This window comes from Salinirubellus salinus (assembly GCF_025231485.1).
Taxonomy (GTDB): Archaea; Halobacteriota; Halobacteria; order Halobacteriales; family Haloarculaceae; genus Salinirubellus; species Salinirubellus salinus.
Window position 1 is genome coordinate 521,395 of record NZ_CP104003.1, and the last position, 17,252, is coordinate 538,646.

The window sequence follows — 17,252 nt, forward strand, 5'->3', positions numbered from 1 at the left end:
CGATGAACGCAGTCGAGATCGGGCTCCGCCTGACCGCCGGCGTACTGCTCATCCTCGCCAACGGCTTCTTCGTCGCCATCGAGTTCGCGTTGACGCGTGCGCGCCAGTTCACGGAGGAGGAGTTCGTGGACGGCGACGCTCGACTCGAGCGAGCCTGGGAGATGACCCAGGACCTCGAACTCTACCTGACGACCTGTCAGGTCGGCATCACCGCGTCGAGTATCGCGGTCGGTATCGTCGCGGAACCCGCACTGGCGGCGCTGTTCGAACCGCTGTTCGGCGGCACGCCGCTGGCGACCATCGGGGCCGGCGCGCTCATCGCGTACTTCATCATCAACCTCGTCCACCTGACCCACGGCGAGCAGACCCCCACGTACCTCGGGGTCGAGCGCTCGCGGTGGGTCTGTCGCTACGGAGCCGCGCCGCTCTACTACTTCTACGTGATCATCTCGCCCATCATCACGCTGGGTGACTGGGTGGCGAAAGGGACCCTTCGCCTGTTCGGCGTCGAGATGACCGGCGCGTGGCTCGAGGCCGAGGAGGACGCCATCGAGTCGCGCGCCCAGCTCCGCAACCGCGTCAGTTCGCTGCTCGAGCGCGGTGAACTCTCCGGGGAGCGGCACGACGAGGTGCTGGCCGCGCTGGAGGCCGGGACGACCGAGGTCCGCGAGGTGATGGTGGCCGAGGAGGACGTGGTCGCGCTCTCGACGGCCGTGTCGGTCGAGGAGAACCTCGAACGGATGTCCGGCACACCCCACACCCGATTTCCACTCGTCGGCGACGACGCCGACGACTTCGTCGGTATCGTCTACGTCCCGAGCGTGGTCGAGCACGTCGACGCCCTGAAAGACGGCGAGCTGTCGTTCGCCGACATCGCGGCCCCGCCGATGACCATCTCGGCGAACACCTCCATCAGCGACGCCATCGACCAGTTCCAGGCCGAGAGTCAGGAACTCGCGCTGGTGCTCTCGGAGGGTGAGGTGGTCGGTCTGCTCACGGCCACCGACGCGCTGGAGGCCGTCGTGGGCGACCTGGAGGACCCGCTCGACGGGTCGTCCGGAGCGGGGACCGACGCCGGGGCCACCCCCTCCTGACCGACGCGCCCCGTCGAGAAACGAAACCGATAGGCCGGCCCGCACGGACGCCCCGCCTATGGAACTCACGTCGCCCGGTCCGACCCTCGGCGTGGTCGGAGGCGGGCAACTCGGCCGGATGCTCGGCGAGGCGGCCGGACCGCTCGGCGTCGAACTCGTCGTCTCCGACCCGACTCCCGACTGCCCCGCGAGTCCCGTCGTCCGCGACCAGGTCGTCGGCGCGTTCGACGACTACGAGACGCTCCGCGAACTCGCCGAGCGCGCGGACGTGCTGACCTACGAGATCGAACTCGCGGACCCGGACACGCTCGCGCGGGTGAGCGAGGAGACGGGGACACCGGTCCACCCGGACCCGGACACCCTGCGGACGATACAGGACAAACTCCGACAGAACGAGTCCTACGCCGCGGCGGGGATCCCCACCCCGGAGTTCCGTCGCGTCGACGACGTCGCGGACCTCCGTGCCGCGGGCGAGGAGCTCGGCTGGCCGGTGATGCTGAAGGCCCGCGAAGGCGGGTACGACGGGCGCGGGAACCTCCCCTGCGAGGGCCCCGAGGACGCCGACGCCGCGCTCGCCGAGGTCGGCGGGGAGAACGCCGTGGCCGAGGCGATGGTCCCGTTCGAGCGTGAACTCGCGGTCATCGGCTGCCGCGGCCCGGACGGTATCGACACGTTCCCCGTGACCGAGACCGTCCACCGGGAGGAGATACTCCGTGAGAGCGTCTCGCCGGCGCGGACCGACGAGGCGACGCTGGAACGCGCCGAGGAGGTGGCGCGTGAGGTACTGGGGACGCTCGACGGTCGGGGCGTCTACGGCATCGAACTGTTCGAGTGCGCGTCGCCACGCGACGCGGATGCGAGCATTGAGCGGAGCGACCCGCGAGCGGGTGACATCCTCGTCAACGAGGTCGCCCCCCGCCCACACAACTCCGGCCACTGGACCATCGAGGGGTGTGACGTCTCGCAGTTCGAACAGCACGTCCGCGCGGTGGTCGGCCTGCCGCTCGGGAGCACGCGCCGACGCGCGCCCACGGTGTCGGCGAACATCCTCGGGGACGTGGACGAGACACGCCCCGCACGACTCGCCGGGGCGGACGAGGCGCTCTCGGTCCCGCGGCTGGCGATGCACTGGTACGGCAAGCGCGACGTGCGGCCGCTGCGGAAGATGGGCCACGTCACGTTGTCCGGCGAGGGAGACGAGGACGTGGACGAACTACTCGACGCGGTGCGCACGGTCCGCGACGGTCTGACGTTCCGCTGAGTCCCGGCGAGCGACAAGATTCTTGCCGGGCGACCTGCACCTCCCCACGATGGCGCCCTCCACCCGCCGCCTGCTGCTGGTCCTCCTCGTCTCCGTCGCCCTGTTCGCGAACCCGGTGTGGCTGTTCCCGAACGAAGGCGAGACGCGCTACACGTACGAGCGGAGCGAACTCGTCCCGCAGGGCGACGACGTCGAGTACGACCCGGTCGTCGACCCGAATCACGGTGGCTACTCCAACGACCTCTCGGGGGTCGGTTGCGAGTCGGTGTTCGGACAGCGGACAGACCGTGACCTGAGCGAGCGGGTCTGCGCGTTCGAACAGTCCGTCGCCGACGACGGCCCCGTGACCGTCGCCGGGTACGACAGAGTCGGTATCCGTGTCGGCTACGTCGAACTCGACGACGGCTACTACCATCGGACGCTCGGCGGGGGGAACGGGACGGCCACGCTGACACTCGAACCCCTCCCGGCCGAGCAGGTACTGGCGAACGTGAGCGGTGACGGCGTCTCGGATGTGGCGGCAGACCGGGTCCAGCGCTCTCGTGTGGCTCTGCGGGCCGTGGTGTCCGGTGAACCGGTCGAGAGCCCCCAGAACCCGAGCGACGTGGCTGTCGGACAGGTCTACGCGCTCGGCGGCGACTACTACGCTGCGTTCGTCACCGGAAGCGAGTCCATCGGGTCGCCCGTCCCCGACCCGGTGCGACTGCTCGCGTCGTTCGTCGGCTTCGTCGGTGGGCTGAGCGCGCTCCTGCTCGGCCTCGCGAGGCTCCCCGTCGAGGAGTAGCGAGAGCACGGTGTCGACCGACCGCGGCCGACTCAGTCGGCCGACGAGTCCGGCGTCGCGTCCGGCAACAGGCGGTAGAGTCCCGTGGCGAAGACGAGTGTCAGGACGGTGCCGACGACGACGGGCACGAACCCGGTCGGGTCCGGACCGAGCGAGAGTCCGAGGCCGAACGCGGTCGGGAGCGCGACGAGCACGGCGAGGACGGCTCTGAGTGGAGGGCGCACGGAGCGGACTGGCGCGGGGACGGACAAAATCCTGGCGAACCGGACCACAACCACGATTACCTCCCCGCTCGCGCCCCCTCGTATGAGCGACGCCGTGCAGTCTCTGGTCGACGACCTGCGTGCCGAAGCCGAGCGCGACCGCCCGACCGAGGAGACCCCCGAGGTCGGTATCGTGATGGGGTCGGACTCGGACCTGCCCGTGATGGACGGGGCGTACGACGCCCTGACCGAACTCGGGTTCGAGGAGGTCACCGACGACGACGACCCGCCCGAGGCGCGATTCACGTTCGAGACCTACGTCGTGAGCGCGCATCGCACGCCCAACCTGATGTACGCCTACGCGGAGACCGCTCGGGAACGGGGCCTCGACGTGCTCATCGCCGGCGCCGGGGGCAAGAGCGCGGACCTGCCGAACATGACGGCGAGCATCGCGTACCCGCTGCCCGTCATCGGGGTCCCGGTCCAGGAGAAGAGCGTCTCGTCGGTCATCGGGATGCCGACGGGCGCGCCGCTGGTGGCGGTGGACGCGGGCAAGTCGTTCAACGCCGCGCTGTCCGCCGTGCAGGTGCTCGCCCGCGCGCACCCAGAACTGGAGACGCGGCTGGAAGCGTACCACGAGGCCCTGCAGGACGGCGTCGGGACGGTCTCCCGGGAACTCCACGAGCGTGGCACCGCGACGTTCCGAGCCTCGCGGAAGTGACCGTCTGTCGGGAGCGGACCGGTTCCGCGAAACCGCGCGCACGCGGCGTTATCAACTCTTATGTACGGGTGCTACTAACGTCGCTACGATAGAGCCGTGAGCAATCCATGGATCGCTATCGGTGCGCTCGCGCTGGTGGGACTCCTCGTACCCCTCGTCATGGTGGGTGCGTCGAGTCTCCTCCGCCCGAGTGTTCCGGAGCAAGGTAAACGCGCCGTCTACGAGTCCGGCGAAGTCCCGACGGGCAACACGCGCATCCGCTTCAACATCCAGTACTACATGGTGGCGCTGTTGTTCGTCATCTTCGACATCGAGACCGTCCTCATCTTCCCGTGGACGGTCATCTACCGGGACGCCGTGTCCTCGGCCGGCATCGTGCCGGTACTGGTACCGATGCTCGTGTTCATCGGCGTCCTCGTCGTCGGTCTGGCGTGGGCGTGGCGTAACGGCGCCGTCCGCTGGGTCAAGAGCCCGCGGGCGGACCGCAGAGAGACCGCAGAGTAACAATGAGTTCCGAAGACATACAGACGACGCAGGAAGCCCGCATGGGCGAGGGCGTCGACAACCGATTCAACTCGAAACTGCGTGAGGCGTTCGGCTCCTCGCCGTTCATCCTCACGAAGTTCGACAAGTTCATGAACTGGGTGCGGGGCTCCTCGATGTTCATGCTGCAGTTCGGCATCGCCTGCTGCAGCATCGAGATGATGCACACCTACGCGGTCAAGCACGACCTCGACCGCTTCGGTGCCGGTGTCCCCCGCGCGTCGCCGCGCCAGGCGGACGTCATCATCGTTCCGGGGACCATCGTCTCGAAGTTCGCCCCGCGGATGAAGCGCGTCTACGACCAGATGCCCGAGCCGAAGTTCGTCGTCGGGATGGGCTCCTGTACCATCTCCGGTGGCCCCTTCCAGGAGGGCTACAACGTCATCAAGGGTGCCGAGGAGGTCATCCCGGTGGACATCCACGTCCCCGGCTGCCCGCCCCGCCCCGAGGCGCTGGTCTACGGCATCGCGAAACTCCAGGAACGTATCGCCAACGGCGAGACGTCGCCGGTCACGGTCAAGCCGTACGAACTCGAGCAGTTCGGTGACCTCGACCGCGACGAACTCGTCCAGCACCTCGCCAGCGAGATCGACGAGGAGGACCTCGTCATGCGCTACAACTGGGCCGATTCGCCATGAGTCTGGAACGACCAGAGCGACCCGACAGCGGCGACCTCGTCGGCGTGACGGAGGACGGCATCGACTACGAGGCGCTCGAGGAACTGCTCGGCGACCTCGTCATCGGTCGCGAGAGCCACGTCAACGCGGAGGCGTTCGTCGTCCGACCGGACGAGGTCGCCACCGCGCTCGGCACGCTCCGGAACGAGGCGGGCTTCGACCACCTCTCCTGTGTCACCGCACAGGAGTACGAGGACCGCTTCGAGTCCATCTACCACCTCCGGAAGTTCGACGAGCCGACCCACGAGGTCGGTCTCGTCGTGCCGACCGCGAAGGACGACCCGCGCAGCCAGTCCGGCAACTCGGTGTTCCGCACCGCCGACTGGCACGAGCGCGAGGCCTACGACCTCGTCGGCATCCAGTACGACGACCACCCGGACCTCCGGCGCATCCTGTTGCCGGAGACGTGGCAGGGCCACCCGCTCGGGCTGGATTACAACCCCGAGAAGCCCCAGATCGTCACGCTCCGCGAGCACGCGAACCCGCTGGAGGAGGACCACCGTTCGGGCGAGAACAGCGACACGATGTTCGTCAACATCGGGCCGCACCACCCCGCCACGCACGGTGTTCTGCACCTGAAGACGACGCTCGACGGCGAGCAGGTCGCGGACGTGGAACCGGACATCGGCTACCTCCACCGCTGTGAGGAGCAGATGTGCCAGCAGTCGACGTACCGTCACCAGATCATGCCGTACCCGGACCGCTGGGACTACATCTCGGCCGGCATCCTCAACGAGTGGGCGTACGCCCGCGCCGCCGAGGACATGGCCGACATCGAGGTCCCGGAGTACGCGCAGGTCATCCGGACGATGTCCGCCGAACTCTGCCGCATCGCGGCGCACCTGCTCGCGGTCGGCACGTTCGCGCTCGACGTCTACGGCGACTTCACGGCCATCTTCATGTACTCCACCCGGGACCGCGAGGTCGTCCAGAACATCCTCGAGGACCTCACGGGTCAGCGGCTGATGTTCAACTACCTCCGTCTCGGTGGCGTGGCGTGGGACCTCCCCGAGCCCCGCGAGGAGTTCTTCGAGAAGACGCGCGACTTCCTCGACGAGCTCCCCGGTCGGCTGGAGGAGTACCACGACATGATCACCTCGAACGAGATCTTCCAGATGCGGTGTGTCAACACCGGCGTCCTCTCGCCCGAGAAGGCCAAGTCGTACGGCGCGACCGGACCGGTCGCCCGTGGCTCGGGCATCGACTACGACCTCCGCCGCGACGACCCGTACGGGTACTACGACGAACTCGACTGGGACGTCGTCACAGAGGACGGCTGTGACAACTACAGCCGGGTCCTCGTCCGGATGCGCGAGGTCGAGGAGAGCGCGAAGATCATCGAGCAGTGCGTGAACCTGCTCGAGGACTGGCCCGAGGAGGAGCGGACCATCCAGGCCAACGTCCCGCGCACCCTCAAGCCCGACCCGGACACCGAGATCTACCGGGCGGTCGAGGCCGCGAAGGGTGAACTCGGCATCTACATGCGCTCGGACGGCACGGACAAGCCGGCGCGGTTCAAGATCCGGTCGCCGTGCTTCTCGAACCTGCAGACGCTCCCGGAGATGTCCGAGGGTGAATACGTGCCCGACCTCATCGCCTCGCTCGGCAGCCTCGACATCGTGCTCGGGGAGGTGGACCGGTGATGCCGGTCGACCCCGTGGTCGCACAGACCACCGTCGACACGCTCGGGAGCCTGCTCGGACTGGGCGAACTCAGCCCGCTCGAGGACTTCCTGCTCTCGTTCGTCGTGGCCGGTGGAATCGTCACGTTCCTGCTCACGCTCGTGGCGGTCTCCGGCATCTGGGGCAAGCGGAAGATCACGGCGGCGTTCACCGACCGCATCGCGGTCAACCGCATCGGACCGTTCGGCCTCCTCATCATCGTGGCCGACGCGGTGCGACTCCTCTCGAAGGAGCTCATCGTCCCCGAGGGCGTCGACCGTCCCGCGTGGGACATCGCCCCGTTCGTGATGGTGTCGAGCGCGCTGCTCGGCTTCGCCGTCATCCCGATGGGGAGCGGCATCCAGCTGGCCGACCCCGAGGTGGGACTGGCCTACGTCTTCGCGGTGGCGTCCATCGCGTCCGTCGGGCTCGTCATGGCCGGCTACTCCTCGAACAACAAGTACTCGCTGCTCGGCGGCCTGCGCGCCGTCGCACAGAACCTCGCCTACGAGATTCCGCTCATCCTCACGGCTGCGTCGGTAGTCATCTTCGCCGGCACGCTCCAGATGAGCGGCATCGTCGAGGCGCAGAACGTGGCGCTCGTCGACCTCGGCGGTTTCGGCATCAAGTCCTGGTACGCGTTCGTGAACCCGTTCGCGTTCCTGCTGTTCATGGCGGCGAACCTCGCTGAGGTCGGCCGGAACCCGTTCGACATCCCGGAGGCACCGACCGAGATCGTCGCCGGGTGGCAGACCGAGTACTCCTCGGTCTACTTCGTGCTGGCGTACCTCTCCGAGTTCATCCACATCTTCCTCGGCGGGGCCATCATCACGACCATCTTCCTCGGCGGCCCGACGAGTCCCATCGTCGGCCTCGAGATCCTGCCCGGCTTCGTCTGGTTCGTCATCAAGATCCTGGCGGTGTACCTGTTCACCCAGTGGATGCGCTCGGCCATCCCGCGTGTCCGCATCGACCAGCTCATCGAGATCGGCTGGAAGGGGATGCTGGTGCTCTCGTTCGCGAACCTCGTGCTCACGGCGGTCATCGTGGGGCTGATAGTATGATCGGACTACTCAAATCGATGGCAACGACGATGAAACACGCGCTCGACGGGAACACGTTCACCGTGGAGTACCCGGAGACGGCCCCCGAGGTCAGTCCCCGGTTCCGCGGTGTCCACAAGTTCTCCCAGGAGCGCTGCATCTGGTGTCGCCAGTGCGAGAACGTCTGTCCGAACGACACCATCCAGATCGTCACGGACGACCAGCGCAACGGCGAGCAGTACAACCTCCACATCGGCCAGTGTATCTACTGCCGGCTGTGCGAGGAGGTCTGCCCCGTCGACGCCATCCTGCTCACGCAGAACTTCGAGTTCACGGCGGACACCAAGGACGAGTTCGCCTACAACATGGAGCAGCTGAAGAACGTCCCCTGGTACAAGGACATCGACCCGCTCGCCTCCCGCGAGCCCGACCGCGGTGCGTGGATCGGGGAGGGTGAGGGGGAAGTGGACTACCAGTAGACGACCAAACTTTTCTCGTCGGGTTCGCGCGAAGCGCGAACCGCTCTCTGCTCGCGGGCGCGCAGCGCCCGCTCGCATGGTACGTGGTGGCTCCGCCACCACGCTCCTCGAAAACCTTGGATTCAGAACGCGCGGCTCGCTGGCGCTCGCCGCGGGTAGCTACACTCGACTGCCCCAGCACCGCTACCGCACCGGAGATTTATCAAGGAGAGCGCAGCATCCGAGAGTATGCCCCTCCGTGTTGCCCTCCGCCTCCTGGACGACCGGTACGACGGCCAGCCAGCCGTGTGGCTCGTCGGCCTCGCGTTCGGTCTCGTCCTCGGCGCGGGCTACGCCCTGCTGTTCGTCGTCGACTCGCCCGTCACGAACGCCGTCGGCTACGCCGCGTTCGTCCTGCTCGTCGCTCCACTGTTCGGCGCGGCGCTCTGGCCGTACGCGCGGGGTGAGCCGCCCGGATCGCTCCGGACCCTCGTGCGCGACTCGCTCCAGCGGTACCCCCGCCTGCTCGGTGCCCGCGTGGCCTACACGCTCCTGTTGCTCGCGGCCGCCCTCGCGCTCGTGTCGCTCGCAGGCGTGCTGGCGACGCTCGCGTCCGCCGGGAACTACCTGCTCGGCGGCGGCGCGACGACGCTGGGTGAGCGCGCGGCGACGGGGACGGCCGCCCTCGTCGCTGCCGCGCTGGTACTTGTCGGTCTGAGCGTCGCTCGTGTGCTGTTCGGTTTCCTCGACGCGGCCGCGCTCGAGCGAGGGACCATCCGCGGGGTGCTGGACGAGGCACTCTCGGCGGTCCTGCGCGCACCGGGTCGCGTCGTGGCCGCCACGGCTGGCCTCGCCGTCTACCGCGTCGGGGTCCCGCTCGTCTTCTACTTCTTCGTCGCCACGAACGTCGACACGTACCGGTTCGTCGAGCGAGCGTTCCAGAGTCCACGGCTGGCCATCGTCCCGCCCGACGCCCCGTCGTACGCCTCGGCGCCCGACCCATCACTCGCCCCCGAACTGCTGGCCGGCCTCGTGCTCGTCGACGTGCTGGTCACGACGGCCGTCTGGCCGGTGGCGCTCGGGTACCACTTCACGCTGTTCGAGACGATCCGGGCCCACCGTGCCGAGGACGACAGAGAGACGGCGTCGGCGCCGTCGACGGCGCCCGAGGCTCAGTAGTGCAGGAGGTCAGCGAGCAACTGCTGCAGCGTCGGTGACGCGCCTGCGGGCTGGCGTACCTCCGCGGTGCCGTACTGGTCCACGCGCGTCTCCACCTCGTACTCGACGGTCTCCTGCCCGAAGGTCTCGCCCGCCTCACGCGGGGGCACGTCGTAGCGGAGGACGCGCCGTTCGCGGATGGTCCGGAGCCGGCCCGTCTCCGCGTCGACGGTGACGCTGATGCGACTGCCGTCGAGCAGTTCGGCGCCGAACGGTATGGGCCGCGTCTCGAAGTGCTGGTCGGCCTCGTCGATGACGTAGGTGCGGGTGCCGTTCGACCGGTCGGCGACCCGCCACGAGGCGTCGTGGGGGACGAACACGTCGCCGTAGAGTTCGCGGACGTTCTCGCGCGCTACGTCCGCGGCCCGGTTCGGGTCGACGAACCGCGGCGGAGCGTTCGAGTCGGGTCCGTACACCGTCGCGTTCGCGTCCGCACCGACCCCCACCTCGCTGACGAAACCCCCGTCCGTGTGGTATATCACGGTCCGTCCCGGCCGTTCGAGGATGCCTGCGTGGAGGAACGCCCCGAACGAGTGGAACTGCGTCGAGCGGTTCACGGGGTCGCTCCTGCCCGGCGTCGCGTAGGTGTCGTAGACCGCGAGGTGCTGTTTCTCGGAGAACTCACGCAGGTGCGTGTACTCGGCGTGGAGGTCGCGGTCACCCGTGTCGTCGACGACGTACACGCGCGTGACGAGGCGGTGGTCGAGGACGTTCAGCAGACGCCCGGACTGCTGGACCACCTCGCGCGGCGGCTGGTCCGTGTCGACGGTGGTCTCCCCCGCCGGATACGGGGCCCCGACGTCGGCGATGCGGACGCCCGCGGTGATACCACCGAGCGCGAGGCAGACGAGCAGGACGGCGACGACCTGCCGCGAGGTTGGGCGGTTCATCCGTCCTCCGTCGCCGTCCCGTCGGCCGTCGGCCGAGGTGTCGGGGTGGGTGTGGGCTGCTCCTCGGCCCGGTAGACGTCGAGCGAGACGGAGTTCTCGCCGTCGGGGCCGGTCCAGACGACCCGGACGTCGCCACGGGACGGGGCGGGGACGCGGATCTCGTCGCCGACGCCGACCGGGAACGACTGGGTGGCCCCCCCGTCGTCGGAGTCGTCCGCTCGGACGTCGGTCCCGGCCCAGAGGCGCGAGTTCGCGCGCTCGTCTCGCGGGTCGACTCTGACCACGAGGGCGCCGGTGTTCTCGGCGGTGAACTCGTTACCGGCGGCGTGTCGAACGCGGTAGGCCGAGTCCCCGGGGAGATACTCGTACTCGGCTCGGAGCTGTGGTTCGTTGGCGTTCGCGCCGGGAGTCCGTGGACTGCCACGGAGGGGTAGACAGCCGGCGAGGGCTGCGGACCCGGCGGCGAGGAGGGCGCGACGGTCCATGCGGTGGACACCCTCCGGTTCGTGAAAGTCCTGTGGGTCGATACGTGCGCTGGGACGGTGTGGACGGGCCCACGACGGGGAGAGTGAGGCTGTTTTCGGCCGCCCGCACGCACGCGGGAAACAGCAAGCTTGAAACCGATTCTCCGTAAGGTGGTACGTAATGGCTCTACTGGAGACACTGACGTTCGCGCTGTTCGCGCTGGTGACGGCCGGCAGCAGCCTGGGCGTCGTGTTGGTCCGGGACGTCTGGCACGCGGCCCTGTTGTTGGGCGTGGCGCTGACCAGCGTCGCCGTCCACTACGTGATGCTCCGCGCGGAGTTCCTCGCGGCGATGCAGATACTGGTGTACGTGGGTGGGGTACTCATCCTCATCACGTTCGCCGTGATGCTCGTCCGTGAGCAGGGCCCCGAGACGGAGGTGACCCGCGCGTGACGACGCGCCCCCGACTCGAACGGAACAAGCGACAGGCCGTCGGCCTGCTCGCGTTTGTCCTGTTCGGCGTCCTCTCGGCGGTGTTCCTCGCCGCCGAGTTCGGAACCCCGGCCGGCTTCCCCGGCGAGGGTTCCATCACCGCCTCCATCGGGTACGCGATGTTCAACCTCGCAGGCGGCGCGTTCGACGCCGAGGGGTTCCTCATCGTCTTCCTGGTCATCGCGCTGGTACTGGACGCGGCGCTCGACGCCGCTGTGATGCTCGGCAGCCGCGAGACGGAGGAGGGAGGGTTCCTCCCCCTGACCGACGGCGGCAAGGACGACGAACGGAAGGGGGGTGACCGCTGATGGCGGTCCCGACCGAGTACTACCTCGTCCTCTCGGCGGCCGTGTTCTGTATCGGCCTGTTCGGCATCCTCACGCGACGGAACGCGCTGATGTTCCTGATGAGCGTGGAGCTGATGTTGAACGCCGCGAACATCAACCTCGTCGCGTTCTCGTTCATGCACGGGAACCTCACGGGACAGGTGTTCAGCCTGTTCACGATGGCGCTGGCGGCGGCCGAGGTGGCCGTCGGCATCGGCATCATCCTCGTGCTCTACCGCAACTTCGAGGACGTCGACGTGACCAAGGCGACGACTCTGAGGTGGTAAACTATGGCAGAAGGAATCTTCGCGTTCGTCCCGGCTATCGCCGCGTTGCCGTTCGTCTCGTTCCTGCTCGCGCTCGTCGCGGGCAAGTACCTCCCCAAGCGCGGTGCCATCGCCGGCATCGCGGCGATGACGGGGTCACTCATCATCTCGGTGCTCGCACTCCTCTCGGTGGCCGGTATCATCGGTGAACCGGGCATCAGTCAGGAGGTGCTCTACCAGTGGACGATCGGACAGGGGACGTTCGACCTCCACTTCGGCATCCTCGTCGACCAGCTCTCGGCGCTGATGCTGGTCATCGTCTCGCTCGTCTCGCTGCTGGTCCACGTGTTCTCTCTGGGCTACATGAACGACGAGGGCGAGACCGGCCTCCCGCGGTACTACGCCGAACTCGGCTTCTTCTCGGGGTCGATGCTGGCGTTCGTGATGGCCGACAACCTCCTGATGGCGTTCATGTTCTTCGAACTCGTCGGGCTGGCGTCGTACCTGCTCATCGGCTTCTGGTTCCGCGGGCCGTCGCCGCCGTCGGCCGCGAAGAAGGCGTTCCTCGTCACCCGCTTCGGTGACTACTTCTTCCTCATCGGCGTGATCGCCGTCTTCGCCACGTTCGGCACCGCCGGGTTCGCCGGCAGCGAGGGGTTCCCCCACCTCGCCGAACAGGCGCTGAACGGCGAGCACTCGGTGACCACGTTCTTCGGCCTCGGTGAACAGGCGTGGTTCACCGTCGTGGGCCTGCTCGTCCTCGGTGGCGTGATGGGCAAGTCCGCGCAGTTCCCGTTCCACACGTGGCTCCCGGACGCGATGGAGGGTCCGACCCCCGTCTCGGCGCTCATCCACGCCGCGACGATGGTCGCCGCCGGCGTCTACCTCGTCGCCCGGATGTACGGCTTCTACGCGGTCTCCCCGACGGCACTCGCCGTCATCGCGTTCGTGGGTGGGTTCACCGCCCTGTTCGCGGCGACGATGGGCGTCGTCAAGGAGGAGATCAAGCAGGTGCTCGCGTACTCCACCATCAGCCAGTACGGCTACATCATGCTCGCGCTGGGGACGGGTGGCTACATCGCGGGCGTCTTCCACCTCACCACGCACGCCATCTTCAAGGCACTCCTGTTCCTCGGGGCTGGCTCGGTCATCATCGCGATGCACCACAACGAGGACATGTGGGACATGGGTGGGCTGAAGGACAAGATGCCGGTGACCTACTACGCGTTCCTCTCCGGGTCGCTGGCGCTCGCGGGCATCATCCCGTTCTCCGGCTTCTGGTCGAAGGACGAGGTGCTGTTCGAGGCGCTCATCCACGGCCTCGGCAGCCCGCTCCTGCTCGGCGCGTGGGCGATGGGCCTGCTCGCTGTCTTCTTCACCGGCTTCTACACCTTCCGGATGGTGCTGCTCACCTTCCACGGTGAACCCCGGTCGGACACCGCGCGTGACCCGCACGGCGTCCGCTGGAACGTGAAGGGGCCGCTCGCGGTGCTCGGGACCCTCGCCGCGGTCGTCGGCGTCATCAACCTCGTGCCCGTCGAGAAGTTGACGGGGGCGAACATCGACTTCCTGCACGACTTCCTGAACGCGGACTCGGCGAACGCGGCGTTCGTCGGCTTCCACCACTACGAGGTCCTGCTGGAGGAACAGGCCGGCATCGCACCGTCCTACATCGGTGGGGAGATAACCACGCTGCTCGCGTCGGCCGCGCTCTCGCTCGGTCTGGCGCTCGCGGGTGCGGGCCTCGCGTTCGCGCTCTACCGCGGTCCCGAGCCCGAGCGTCACACGGAGAAACTCGGTTCGGTCAGAGACTTGCTCTTCAACAACTACTACCAGGACGAGTATCAGGTCTGGCTGGCACAGGACGTCGGCGTGGGCATCGCCCGCGTCGCCGACCGGTTCGACCAGGGGGTCGTCGACGGGGCGGTGAACTTCGTCTCCTCCGTCTCCCTGTTCTCCGGTGACCGCCTGCGGCGCATCCAGACCGGCATCGTGTCCAACTACGCGGCCCTCGTCACCCTGGGGCTCGTACTGCTGCTGGTGGCGTTCGGCGTCACCGGGGGGTGGTTCTAGATGCTGATCGAACTGCTGCTGGCGCTCTGCCTGCTCGGGGCGGGGGTCGTCTTCTTCCTCCCCGACCGGTTCGCGCCGAAGGCGTCGCTCGGCATCTCGCTCGCGCCGCTCGCCGTCTCGCTGTACATGTACGCCGTCTACGACGGCACGGGCAACGCGCTCATCGACGGCTCTGGCTCCATCGCCTTCGAGTCGATGGCCGAGTGGATCGCCGTCGGCCCCTACGCGCTGAACTGGCACGTCGGGCTCGACGGCGTCTCGATGCCACTCGTCCTGCTCTCGACGGTGCTGGTCCCGCTGGCCATCCTCGCCTCGTGGACCCCCATCGACGACCGCGAGAGCCAGTTCTACGGGCTCGTCCTCTTCATGGAGGCGGCCCTCATCGGTGTGTTCGCCGCGCTGGACTTCTTCGTCTGGTTCGTCTTCTGGGAGGGCGTCCTCATCCCGATGTACTTCCTCATCGGCGTCTGGGGCGGCCCGCGCCGGAAGTACGCGGCGATCAAGTTCTTCGTCTACACGAACGTCGCGTCGCTGGTGATGTTCATCGGGTTCTTCGGGCTCGTGTTCGGGCTGGGTGACAGCATCACGACGCTCGACATGCCGGCCATCGCCGGGGCGCTCCGCGCGGGCGAACTCGCCGCGCTCGGGCCCATCGGGCCGGAGCTGCTGGCGGTGCTCGCGTTCTTCGCGATGTTCGTCGGCTTCGGCGTGAAGGTGCCCATCGTCCCGTTCCACACGTGGCTGCCGGACGCTCACGTCGAAGCCCCGACGCCTATCTCCGTGCTGCTGGCGGGGGTACTCCTGAAGATGGGGACGTACGCGCTGCTCCGGTTCAACTTCACGATGCTGCCCGGCGTCGCCCAGGACTACGCGGTGGTCATCGCCGCGGTCGCCGTGATCTCGGTCATCTACGGCGCGATGCTCGCGCTGGCACAGCAGGACCTCAAGCGCATCGTCGCGTACTCCTCCGTCTCGTCGATGGGGTACGTCATCCTCGGACTGGTCGCGTACACCACGTACGGCTTCGGTGGCGCCACGTTCCAGATGGTCGCCCACGGCCTCATCTCGGGGCTGATGTTCGCCTGCGTCGGCGTCATCTACAACGTCACGCACACGCGCATGGTCGGGGACATGTCCGGACTCGCGGATCGGATGCCCATCACGACCGGCGCGTTCGTCGCGGGGGCGTTCGGCTACGCCGGACTCCCGCTGATGGCCGGGTTCGCCGCGGAGTTCTTCATCTTCGTCGGCGCGTTCCAGTCGACCGTCATCCCGAACGACGGGATGGCTATCATGACGGGAGTGGCGATGTTCGGCATCGTCATCGTGGCGGGCTACCTGCTCTGGGCGATGCAGCGGACGCTGTTCGGCCCGTTCAGTTACGACGGTGACTACGAGATCCGCGAGGCAGCGCGCCACGACGTGGTGCCGCTGCTGACGCTCATCGTGCTCATCGTCGCGCTGGGCACGTTCCCGAACGACATCTTCTTCGACATGATTCAGGATGCGATCAACCCCGTCATCGACATGGGTGGCGTGGTGCTGGACTACGGAGGTGGTGCATAGATGGCGATAACCCCCGACTGGGCCGCGATGGCGCCGGTGCTGGTGCTCGCCGTGTTCGCGCTGCTGCTGTTCGTCGTGGACAGCATCGACCCGGACTCGACGAACAACCCGCTGCTGGCGGGTATCGCGGCGCTCGGGAGTGGGACGGCGATGATCGTCGCCCTCGTCTACCTCCTGAGCGGGGTCGGCCAGACGGACGGTGCCATCTCGCTGTACGGCGGACAGCTCGTCGTCGACGGGATGTCGCTCCTGTTCATCGTCATCTTCACGAGCGTCGCCACGCTCGTCCACGTCGGCTCCATCGACTACCTCGCGGACCTGGAGTACCAGGCCGAGTACTACATGCTCGTCACCCTGGCCACCCTGGGGATGAGCCTGATGGCGACCGCGGGGTCGCTCGCGACGGTGTTCGTCTCGCTCGAACTCGCCTCGCTCCCGTCCTACGCACTCGTGGCGTTCCTCAAGAACAACCGCGGGAGCGTCGAGGCCGGCCTGAAGTACTTCCTCATCGGTGCGCTCGCGTCGGCCATCTTCGCCTACGGCATCTCGCTGGTGTACGGCGTGGCGGGTGCGCTGAACCTCGAGGCCATCGCCACCGCCGTGGCCGGCACGGAACTGGTCGGCATCCTCGGCGTCGGCATCCTCATGATCACGATGGGGTTCGCGTTCAAGACGGCCAGCGTCCCGGTTCACTTCTGGGCGCCGGAGGCCTACGAGGGTGCGCCCGCACCCATCAGCGCGTTCATCTCGTCGGCCTCGAAGGCCGCCGGGTTCGTCGTGCTCTACCGCGTGTTCGTCGTCGCGTTCCCCATCTCGGCGGTCGCGTCGGCCATCGACTGGGTCCTGCTGTTCCAGGTGCTGGCAATCGTGACGATGACTGTCGGGAACTTCGCCGCGGCCACGCAGGAGAACGTGAAGCGGATGCTGGCGTACTCCTCCATCGGCCAGGCCGGCTACGTCCTCATCGGCGTGGCCGCCCTGACCGGCGTGGGTGACCAGTCACTCGCGTTCGGCGCCGGGATGCTCCACATGCTCGTCTACGGCTTCATGAACACGGGCGCGTTCCTGTTCATCGCCATGGGCGAGTACTGGGGGCTCGGCCGCCGGTTCGAGGACTACAATGGCCTCGCGAAGAAGGCGCCCGTCGCCTGCGTCGCGATGACCGTGTTCATGTTCTCGCTCGCGGGCCTGCCCATCGGCGGCGGGTTCCTCTCGAAGTACTTCCTGCTGCTCGGGACGGTCAGCGCGGGGGTCTGGTGGCTCGGCGCGGTGCTGGCCATCAACAGCGCCCTGTCGCTGTTCTACTACAGCCGCGTGGTGAAGGCGATGTGGATCGAGGAGCCGAACGGCAATCTCGAAGCCATCGACCGGCGTGGATACCCCTCGGGCCTCTACGCCGCCGTGATCGTCGCGGGCGTCGTCACCGTCCTCCTGCTGCCCGCCATCGGGCTCTTCTCGGGGACGGCGTTCGACGCTGCCGCCGCGCTGCTGTAACCCGGCCGACCAACCTT

At 67.8% G+C, this 17,252-nt stretch carries 19 protein-coding genes; 16 read left to right on the forward strand and 3 right to left on the reverse strand.

Going from position 1 to position 17,252, the window contains the following annotated elements:
- Positions 1-2 precede the first annotated feature (2 nt).
- From N0B31_RS02925 to N0B31_RS02935, 3 genes are read left to right on the forward strand one after another with little or no spacing between them, the layout of a single operon-like run.
- Positions 3-1,094 carry a hemolysin family protein gene (locus N0B31_RS02925; RefSeq protein WP_260594296.1) on the forward strand — a complete coding sequence of 364 codons (1,092 nt, stop codon included), beginning with the start codon at positions 3-5 and terminating at the stop codon, positions 1,092-1,094.
- Between the two features lie 58 nt (positions 1,095-1,152).
- Positions 1,153-2,355 (forward strand): 5-(carboxyamino)imidazole ribonucleotide synthase, encoded by a 1,203-nt coding sequence (locus tag N0B31_RS02930; RefSeq protein WP_260594297.1) that lies wholly within the window; start codon positions 1,153-1,155, stop codon positions 2,353-2,355.
- A 49-nt stretch (positions 2,356-2,404) separates the two neighbouring features.
- Positions 2,405-3,139 (forward strand): hypothetical protein, encoded by a 735-nt coding sequence (locus N0B31_RS02935; RefSeq protein ID WP_260594298.1) that lies wholly within the window; start codon positions 2,405-2,407, stop codon positions 3,137-3,139.
- Between the two features lie 32 nt (positions 3,140-3,171).
- On the opposite strand, the gene N0B31_RS02940 is transcribed toward N0B31_RS02935, so the two are convergent.
- The gene (locus N0B31_RS02940; RefSeq protein WP_260594299.1) at positions 3,172-3,363 is read right to left on the reverse strand and encodes a hypothetical protein; all 192 of its coding nucleotides are present in this window, start codon (positions 3,361-3,363) and stop codon (positions 3,172-3,174) included.
- An 82-nt stretch (positions 3,364-3,445) separates the two neighbouring features.
- On the opposite strand from N0B31_RS02940, the gene purE reads away from it, so the two are divergent.
- From purE to N0B31_RS02975, 7 genes are all read left to right on the forward strand, one after another.
- The gene (purE, locus tag N0B31_RS02945) at positions 3,446-4,063 is read left to right on the forward strand and encodes a 5-(carboxyamino)imidazole ribonucleotide mutase (RefSeq protein ID WP_260594300.1); all 618 of its coding nucleotides are present in this window, start codon (positions 3,446-3,448) and stop codon (positions 4,061-4,063) included.
- 96 nt (positions 4,064-4,159) lie between these two features.
- Positions 4,160-4,567, forward strand: coding sequence for an NADH-quinone oxidoreductase subunit A (locus N0B31_RS02950; RefSeq protein WP_260594301.1), 408 nt, complete (start codon positions 4,160-4,162; stop codon positions 4,565-4,567).
- A gap of 2 nt (positions 4,568-4,569) precedes the next feature.
- Positions 4,570-5,244 carry an NADH-quinone oxidoreductase subunit B gene (locus N0B31_RS02955; RefSeq protein ID WP_260594302.1) on the forward strand — a complete coding sequence of 225 codons (675 nt, stop codon included), beginning with the start codon at positions 4,570-4,572 and terminating at the stop codon, positions 5,242-5,244.
- On the forward strand, positions 5,241-6,926 hold the full coding sequence (locus tag N0B31_RS02960) for an NADH-quinone oxidoreductase subunit D (protein WP_260594303.1): 1,686 nt from the start codon (positions 5,241-5,243) through the stop codon (positions 6,924-6,926). The genes N0B31_RS02955 and N0B31_RS02960 overlap by 4 nt, the downstream gene beginning before the upstream one ends.
- Positions 6,926-8,008 carry a complex I subunit 1/NuoH family protein gene (locus tag N0B31_RS02965; RefSeq protein WP_260594304.1) on the forward strand — a complete coding sequence of 361 codons (1,083 nt, stop codon included), beginning with the start codon at positions 6,926-6,928 and terminating at the stop codon, positions 8,006-8,008. Before N0B31_RS02960 ends, N0B31_RS02965 begins: the two co-directional genes overlap by 1 nt.
- The gene (locus N0B31_RS02970) at positions 8,005-8,466 is read left to right on the forward strand and encodes a NuoI/complex I 23 kDa subunit family protein (protein ID WP_260594305.1); all 462 of its coding nucleotides are present in this window, start codon (positions 8,005-8,007) and stop codon (positions 8,464-8,466) included. The genes N0B31_RS02965 and N0B31_RS02970 overlap by 4 nt, the downstream gene beginning before the upstream one ends.
- A gap of 228 nt (positions 8,467-8,694) precedes the next feature.
- Positions 8,695-9,624 carry a hypothetical protein gene (locus N0B31_RS02975; RefSeq protein ID WP_260594306.1) on the forward strand — a complete coding sequence of 310 codons (930 nt, stop codon included), beginning with the start codon at positions 8,695-8,697 and terminating at the stop codon, positions 9,622-9,624.
- Here the strand turns inward: N0B31_RS02975 and N0B31_RS02980 are convergent.
- Positions 9,618-10,553 carry a hypothetical protein gene (locus N0B31_RS02980; protein WP_260594307.1) on the reverse strand — a complete coding sequence of 312 codons (936 nt, stop codon included), beginning with the start codon at positions 10,551-10,553 and terminating at the stop codon, positions 9,618-9,620. The genes N0B31_RS02975 and N0B31_RS02980 overlap by 7 nt on opposite strands.
- On the reverse strand, positions 10,550-11,038 hold the full coding sequence (locus N0B31_RS02985; protein ID WP_260594308.1) for a hypothetical protein: 489 nt from the start codon (positions 11,036-11,038) through the stop codon (positions 10,550-10,552). Before N0B31_RS02985 ends, N0B31_RS02980 begins: the two co-directional genes overlap by 4 nt.
- A 160-nt stretch (positions 11,039-11,198) precedes the next feature.
- On the opposite strand from N0B31_RS02985, the gene N0B31_RS02990 reads away from it, so the two are divergent.
- The 6 genes from N0B31_RS02990 to N0B31_RS03015 are packed head-to-tail and all read left to right on the forward strand — an operon-like array spanning position 11,199 to position 17,235.
- Positions 11,199-11,471, forward strand: coding sequence for an NADH-quinone oxidoreductase subunit J (locus N0B31_RS02990; RefSeq protein ID WP_260594309.1), 273 nt, complete (start codon positions 11,199-11,201; stop codon positions 11,469-11,471).
- Positions 11,468-11,818 carry an NADH-quinone oxidoreductase subunit J gene (locus N0B31_RS02995; RefSeq protein WP_260594310.1) on the forward strand — a complete coding sequence of 117 codons (351 nt, stop codon included), beginning with the start codon at positions 11,468-11,470 and terminating at the stop codon, positions 11,816-11,818. The genes N0B31_RS02990 and N0B31_RS02995 overlap by 4 nt, the downstream gene beginning before the upstream one ends.
- Entirely contained in the window at positions 11,818-12,123 is a 306-nt protein-coding gene (nuoK, locus tag N0B31_RS03000; protein WP_260594311.1) for an NADH-quinone oxidoreductase subunit NuoK, read from the forward strand. Before N0B31_RS02995 ends, nuoK begins: the two co-directional genes overlap by 1 nt.
- 3 nt (positions 12,124-12,126) lie before the next feature.
- Positions 12,127-14,175, forward strand: coding sequence for an NADH-quinone oxidoreductase subunit L (gene nuoL / locus N0B31_RS03005; protein ID WP_260594312.1), 2,049 nt, complete (start codon positions 12,127-12,129; stop codon positions 14,173-14,175).
- Complete coding sequence (locus tag N0B31_RS03010; protein WP_260594313.1) at positions 14,176-15,741, forward strand: complex I subunit 4 family protein; 1,566 nt, start codon at positions 14,176-14,178, stop codon at positions 15,739-15,741.
- Positions 15,742-17,235, forward strand: coding sequence for an NADH-quinone oxidoreductase subunit N (locus tag N0B31_RS03015; protein WP_260594314.1), 1,494 nt, complete (start codon positions 15,742-15,744; stop codon positions 17,233-17,235). It begins immediately after the preceding gene.
- Positions 17,236-17,252 lie beyond the last annotated feature (17 nt).

Excerpts from the sequence above, each read along its gene's own strand:
- N0B31_RS02930 (WP_260594297.1), top strand. The coding sequence starts at position 1,153 with ATGGAACTCACGTCGCCCGGTCCGACCCTCGGCGTGGTCGGAGGCGGG.
- N0B31_RS02970 (WP_260594305.1), top strand. The coding sequence starts at position 8,005 with ATGATCGGACTACTCAAATCGATGGCAACGACGATGAAACACGCGCTC.
- N0B31_RS02955 (WP_260594302.1), top strand. The coding sequence starts at position 4,570 with ATGAGTTCCGAAGACATACAGACGACGCAGGAAGCCCGCATGGGCGAG.
- N0B31_RS02990 (WP_260594309.1), top strand. The coding sequence starts at position 11,199 with ATGGCTCTACTGGAGACACTGACGTTCGCGCTGTTCGCGCTGGTGACG.
- N0B31_RS02975 (WP_260594306.1), top strand. The coding sequence starts at position 8,695 with ATGCCCCTCCGTGTTGCCCTCCGCCTCCTGGACGACCGGTACGACGGC.
- N0B31_RS02980 (WP_260594307.1), bottom strand. The coding sequence starts at position 10,553 with ATGAACCGCCCAACCTCGCGGCAGGTCGTCGCCGTCCTGCTCGTCTGC.
- nuoL (WP_260594312.1), top strand. The coding sequence starts at position 12,127 with ATGGCAGAAGGAATCTTCGCGTTCGTCCCGGCTATCGCCGCGTTGCCG.
- N0B31_RS02960 (WP_260594303.1), top strand. The coding sequence starts at position 5,241 with ATGAGTCTGGAACGACCAGAGCGACCCGACAGCGGCGACCTCGTCGGC.
- N0B31_RS02985 (WP_260594308.1), bottom strand. The coding sequence starts at position 11,038 with ATGGACCGTCGCGCCCTCCTCGCCGCCGGGTCCGCAGCCCTCGCCGGC.
- N0B31_RS02925 (WP_260594296.1), top strand. The coding sequence starts at position 3 with ATGAACGCAGTCGAGATCGGGCTCCGCCTGACCGCCGGCGTACTGCTC.
- N0B31_RS03010 (WP_260594313.1), top strand. The coding sequence starts at position 14,176 with ATGCTGATCGAACTGCTGCTGGCGCTCTGCCTGCTCGGGGCGGGGGTC.
- N0B31_RS02965 (WP_260594304.1), top strand. The coding sequence starts at position 6,926 with ATGCCGGTCGACCCCGTGGTCGCACAGACCACCGTCGACACGCTCGGG.
- nuoK (WP_260594311.1), top strand. The coding sequence starts at position 11,818 with ATGGCGGTCCCGACCGAGTACTACCTCGTCCTCTCGGCGGCCGTGTTC.
- N0B31_RS02935 (WP_260594298.1), top strand. The coding sequence starts at position 2,405 with ATGGCGCCCTCCACCCGCCGCCTGCTGCTGGTCCTCCTCGTCTCCGTC.
- N0B31_RS03015 (WP_260594314.1), top strand. The coding sequence starts at position 15,742 with ATGGCGATAACCCCCGACTGGGCCGCGATGGCGCCGGTGCTGGTGCTC.
- purE (WP_260594300.1), top strand. The coding sequence starts at position 3,446 with ATGAGCGACGCCGTGCAGTCTCTGGTCGACGACCTGCGTGCCGAAGCC.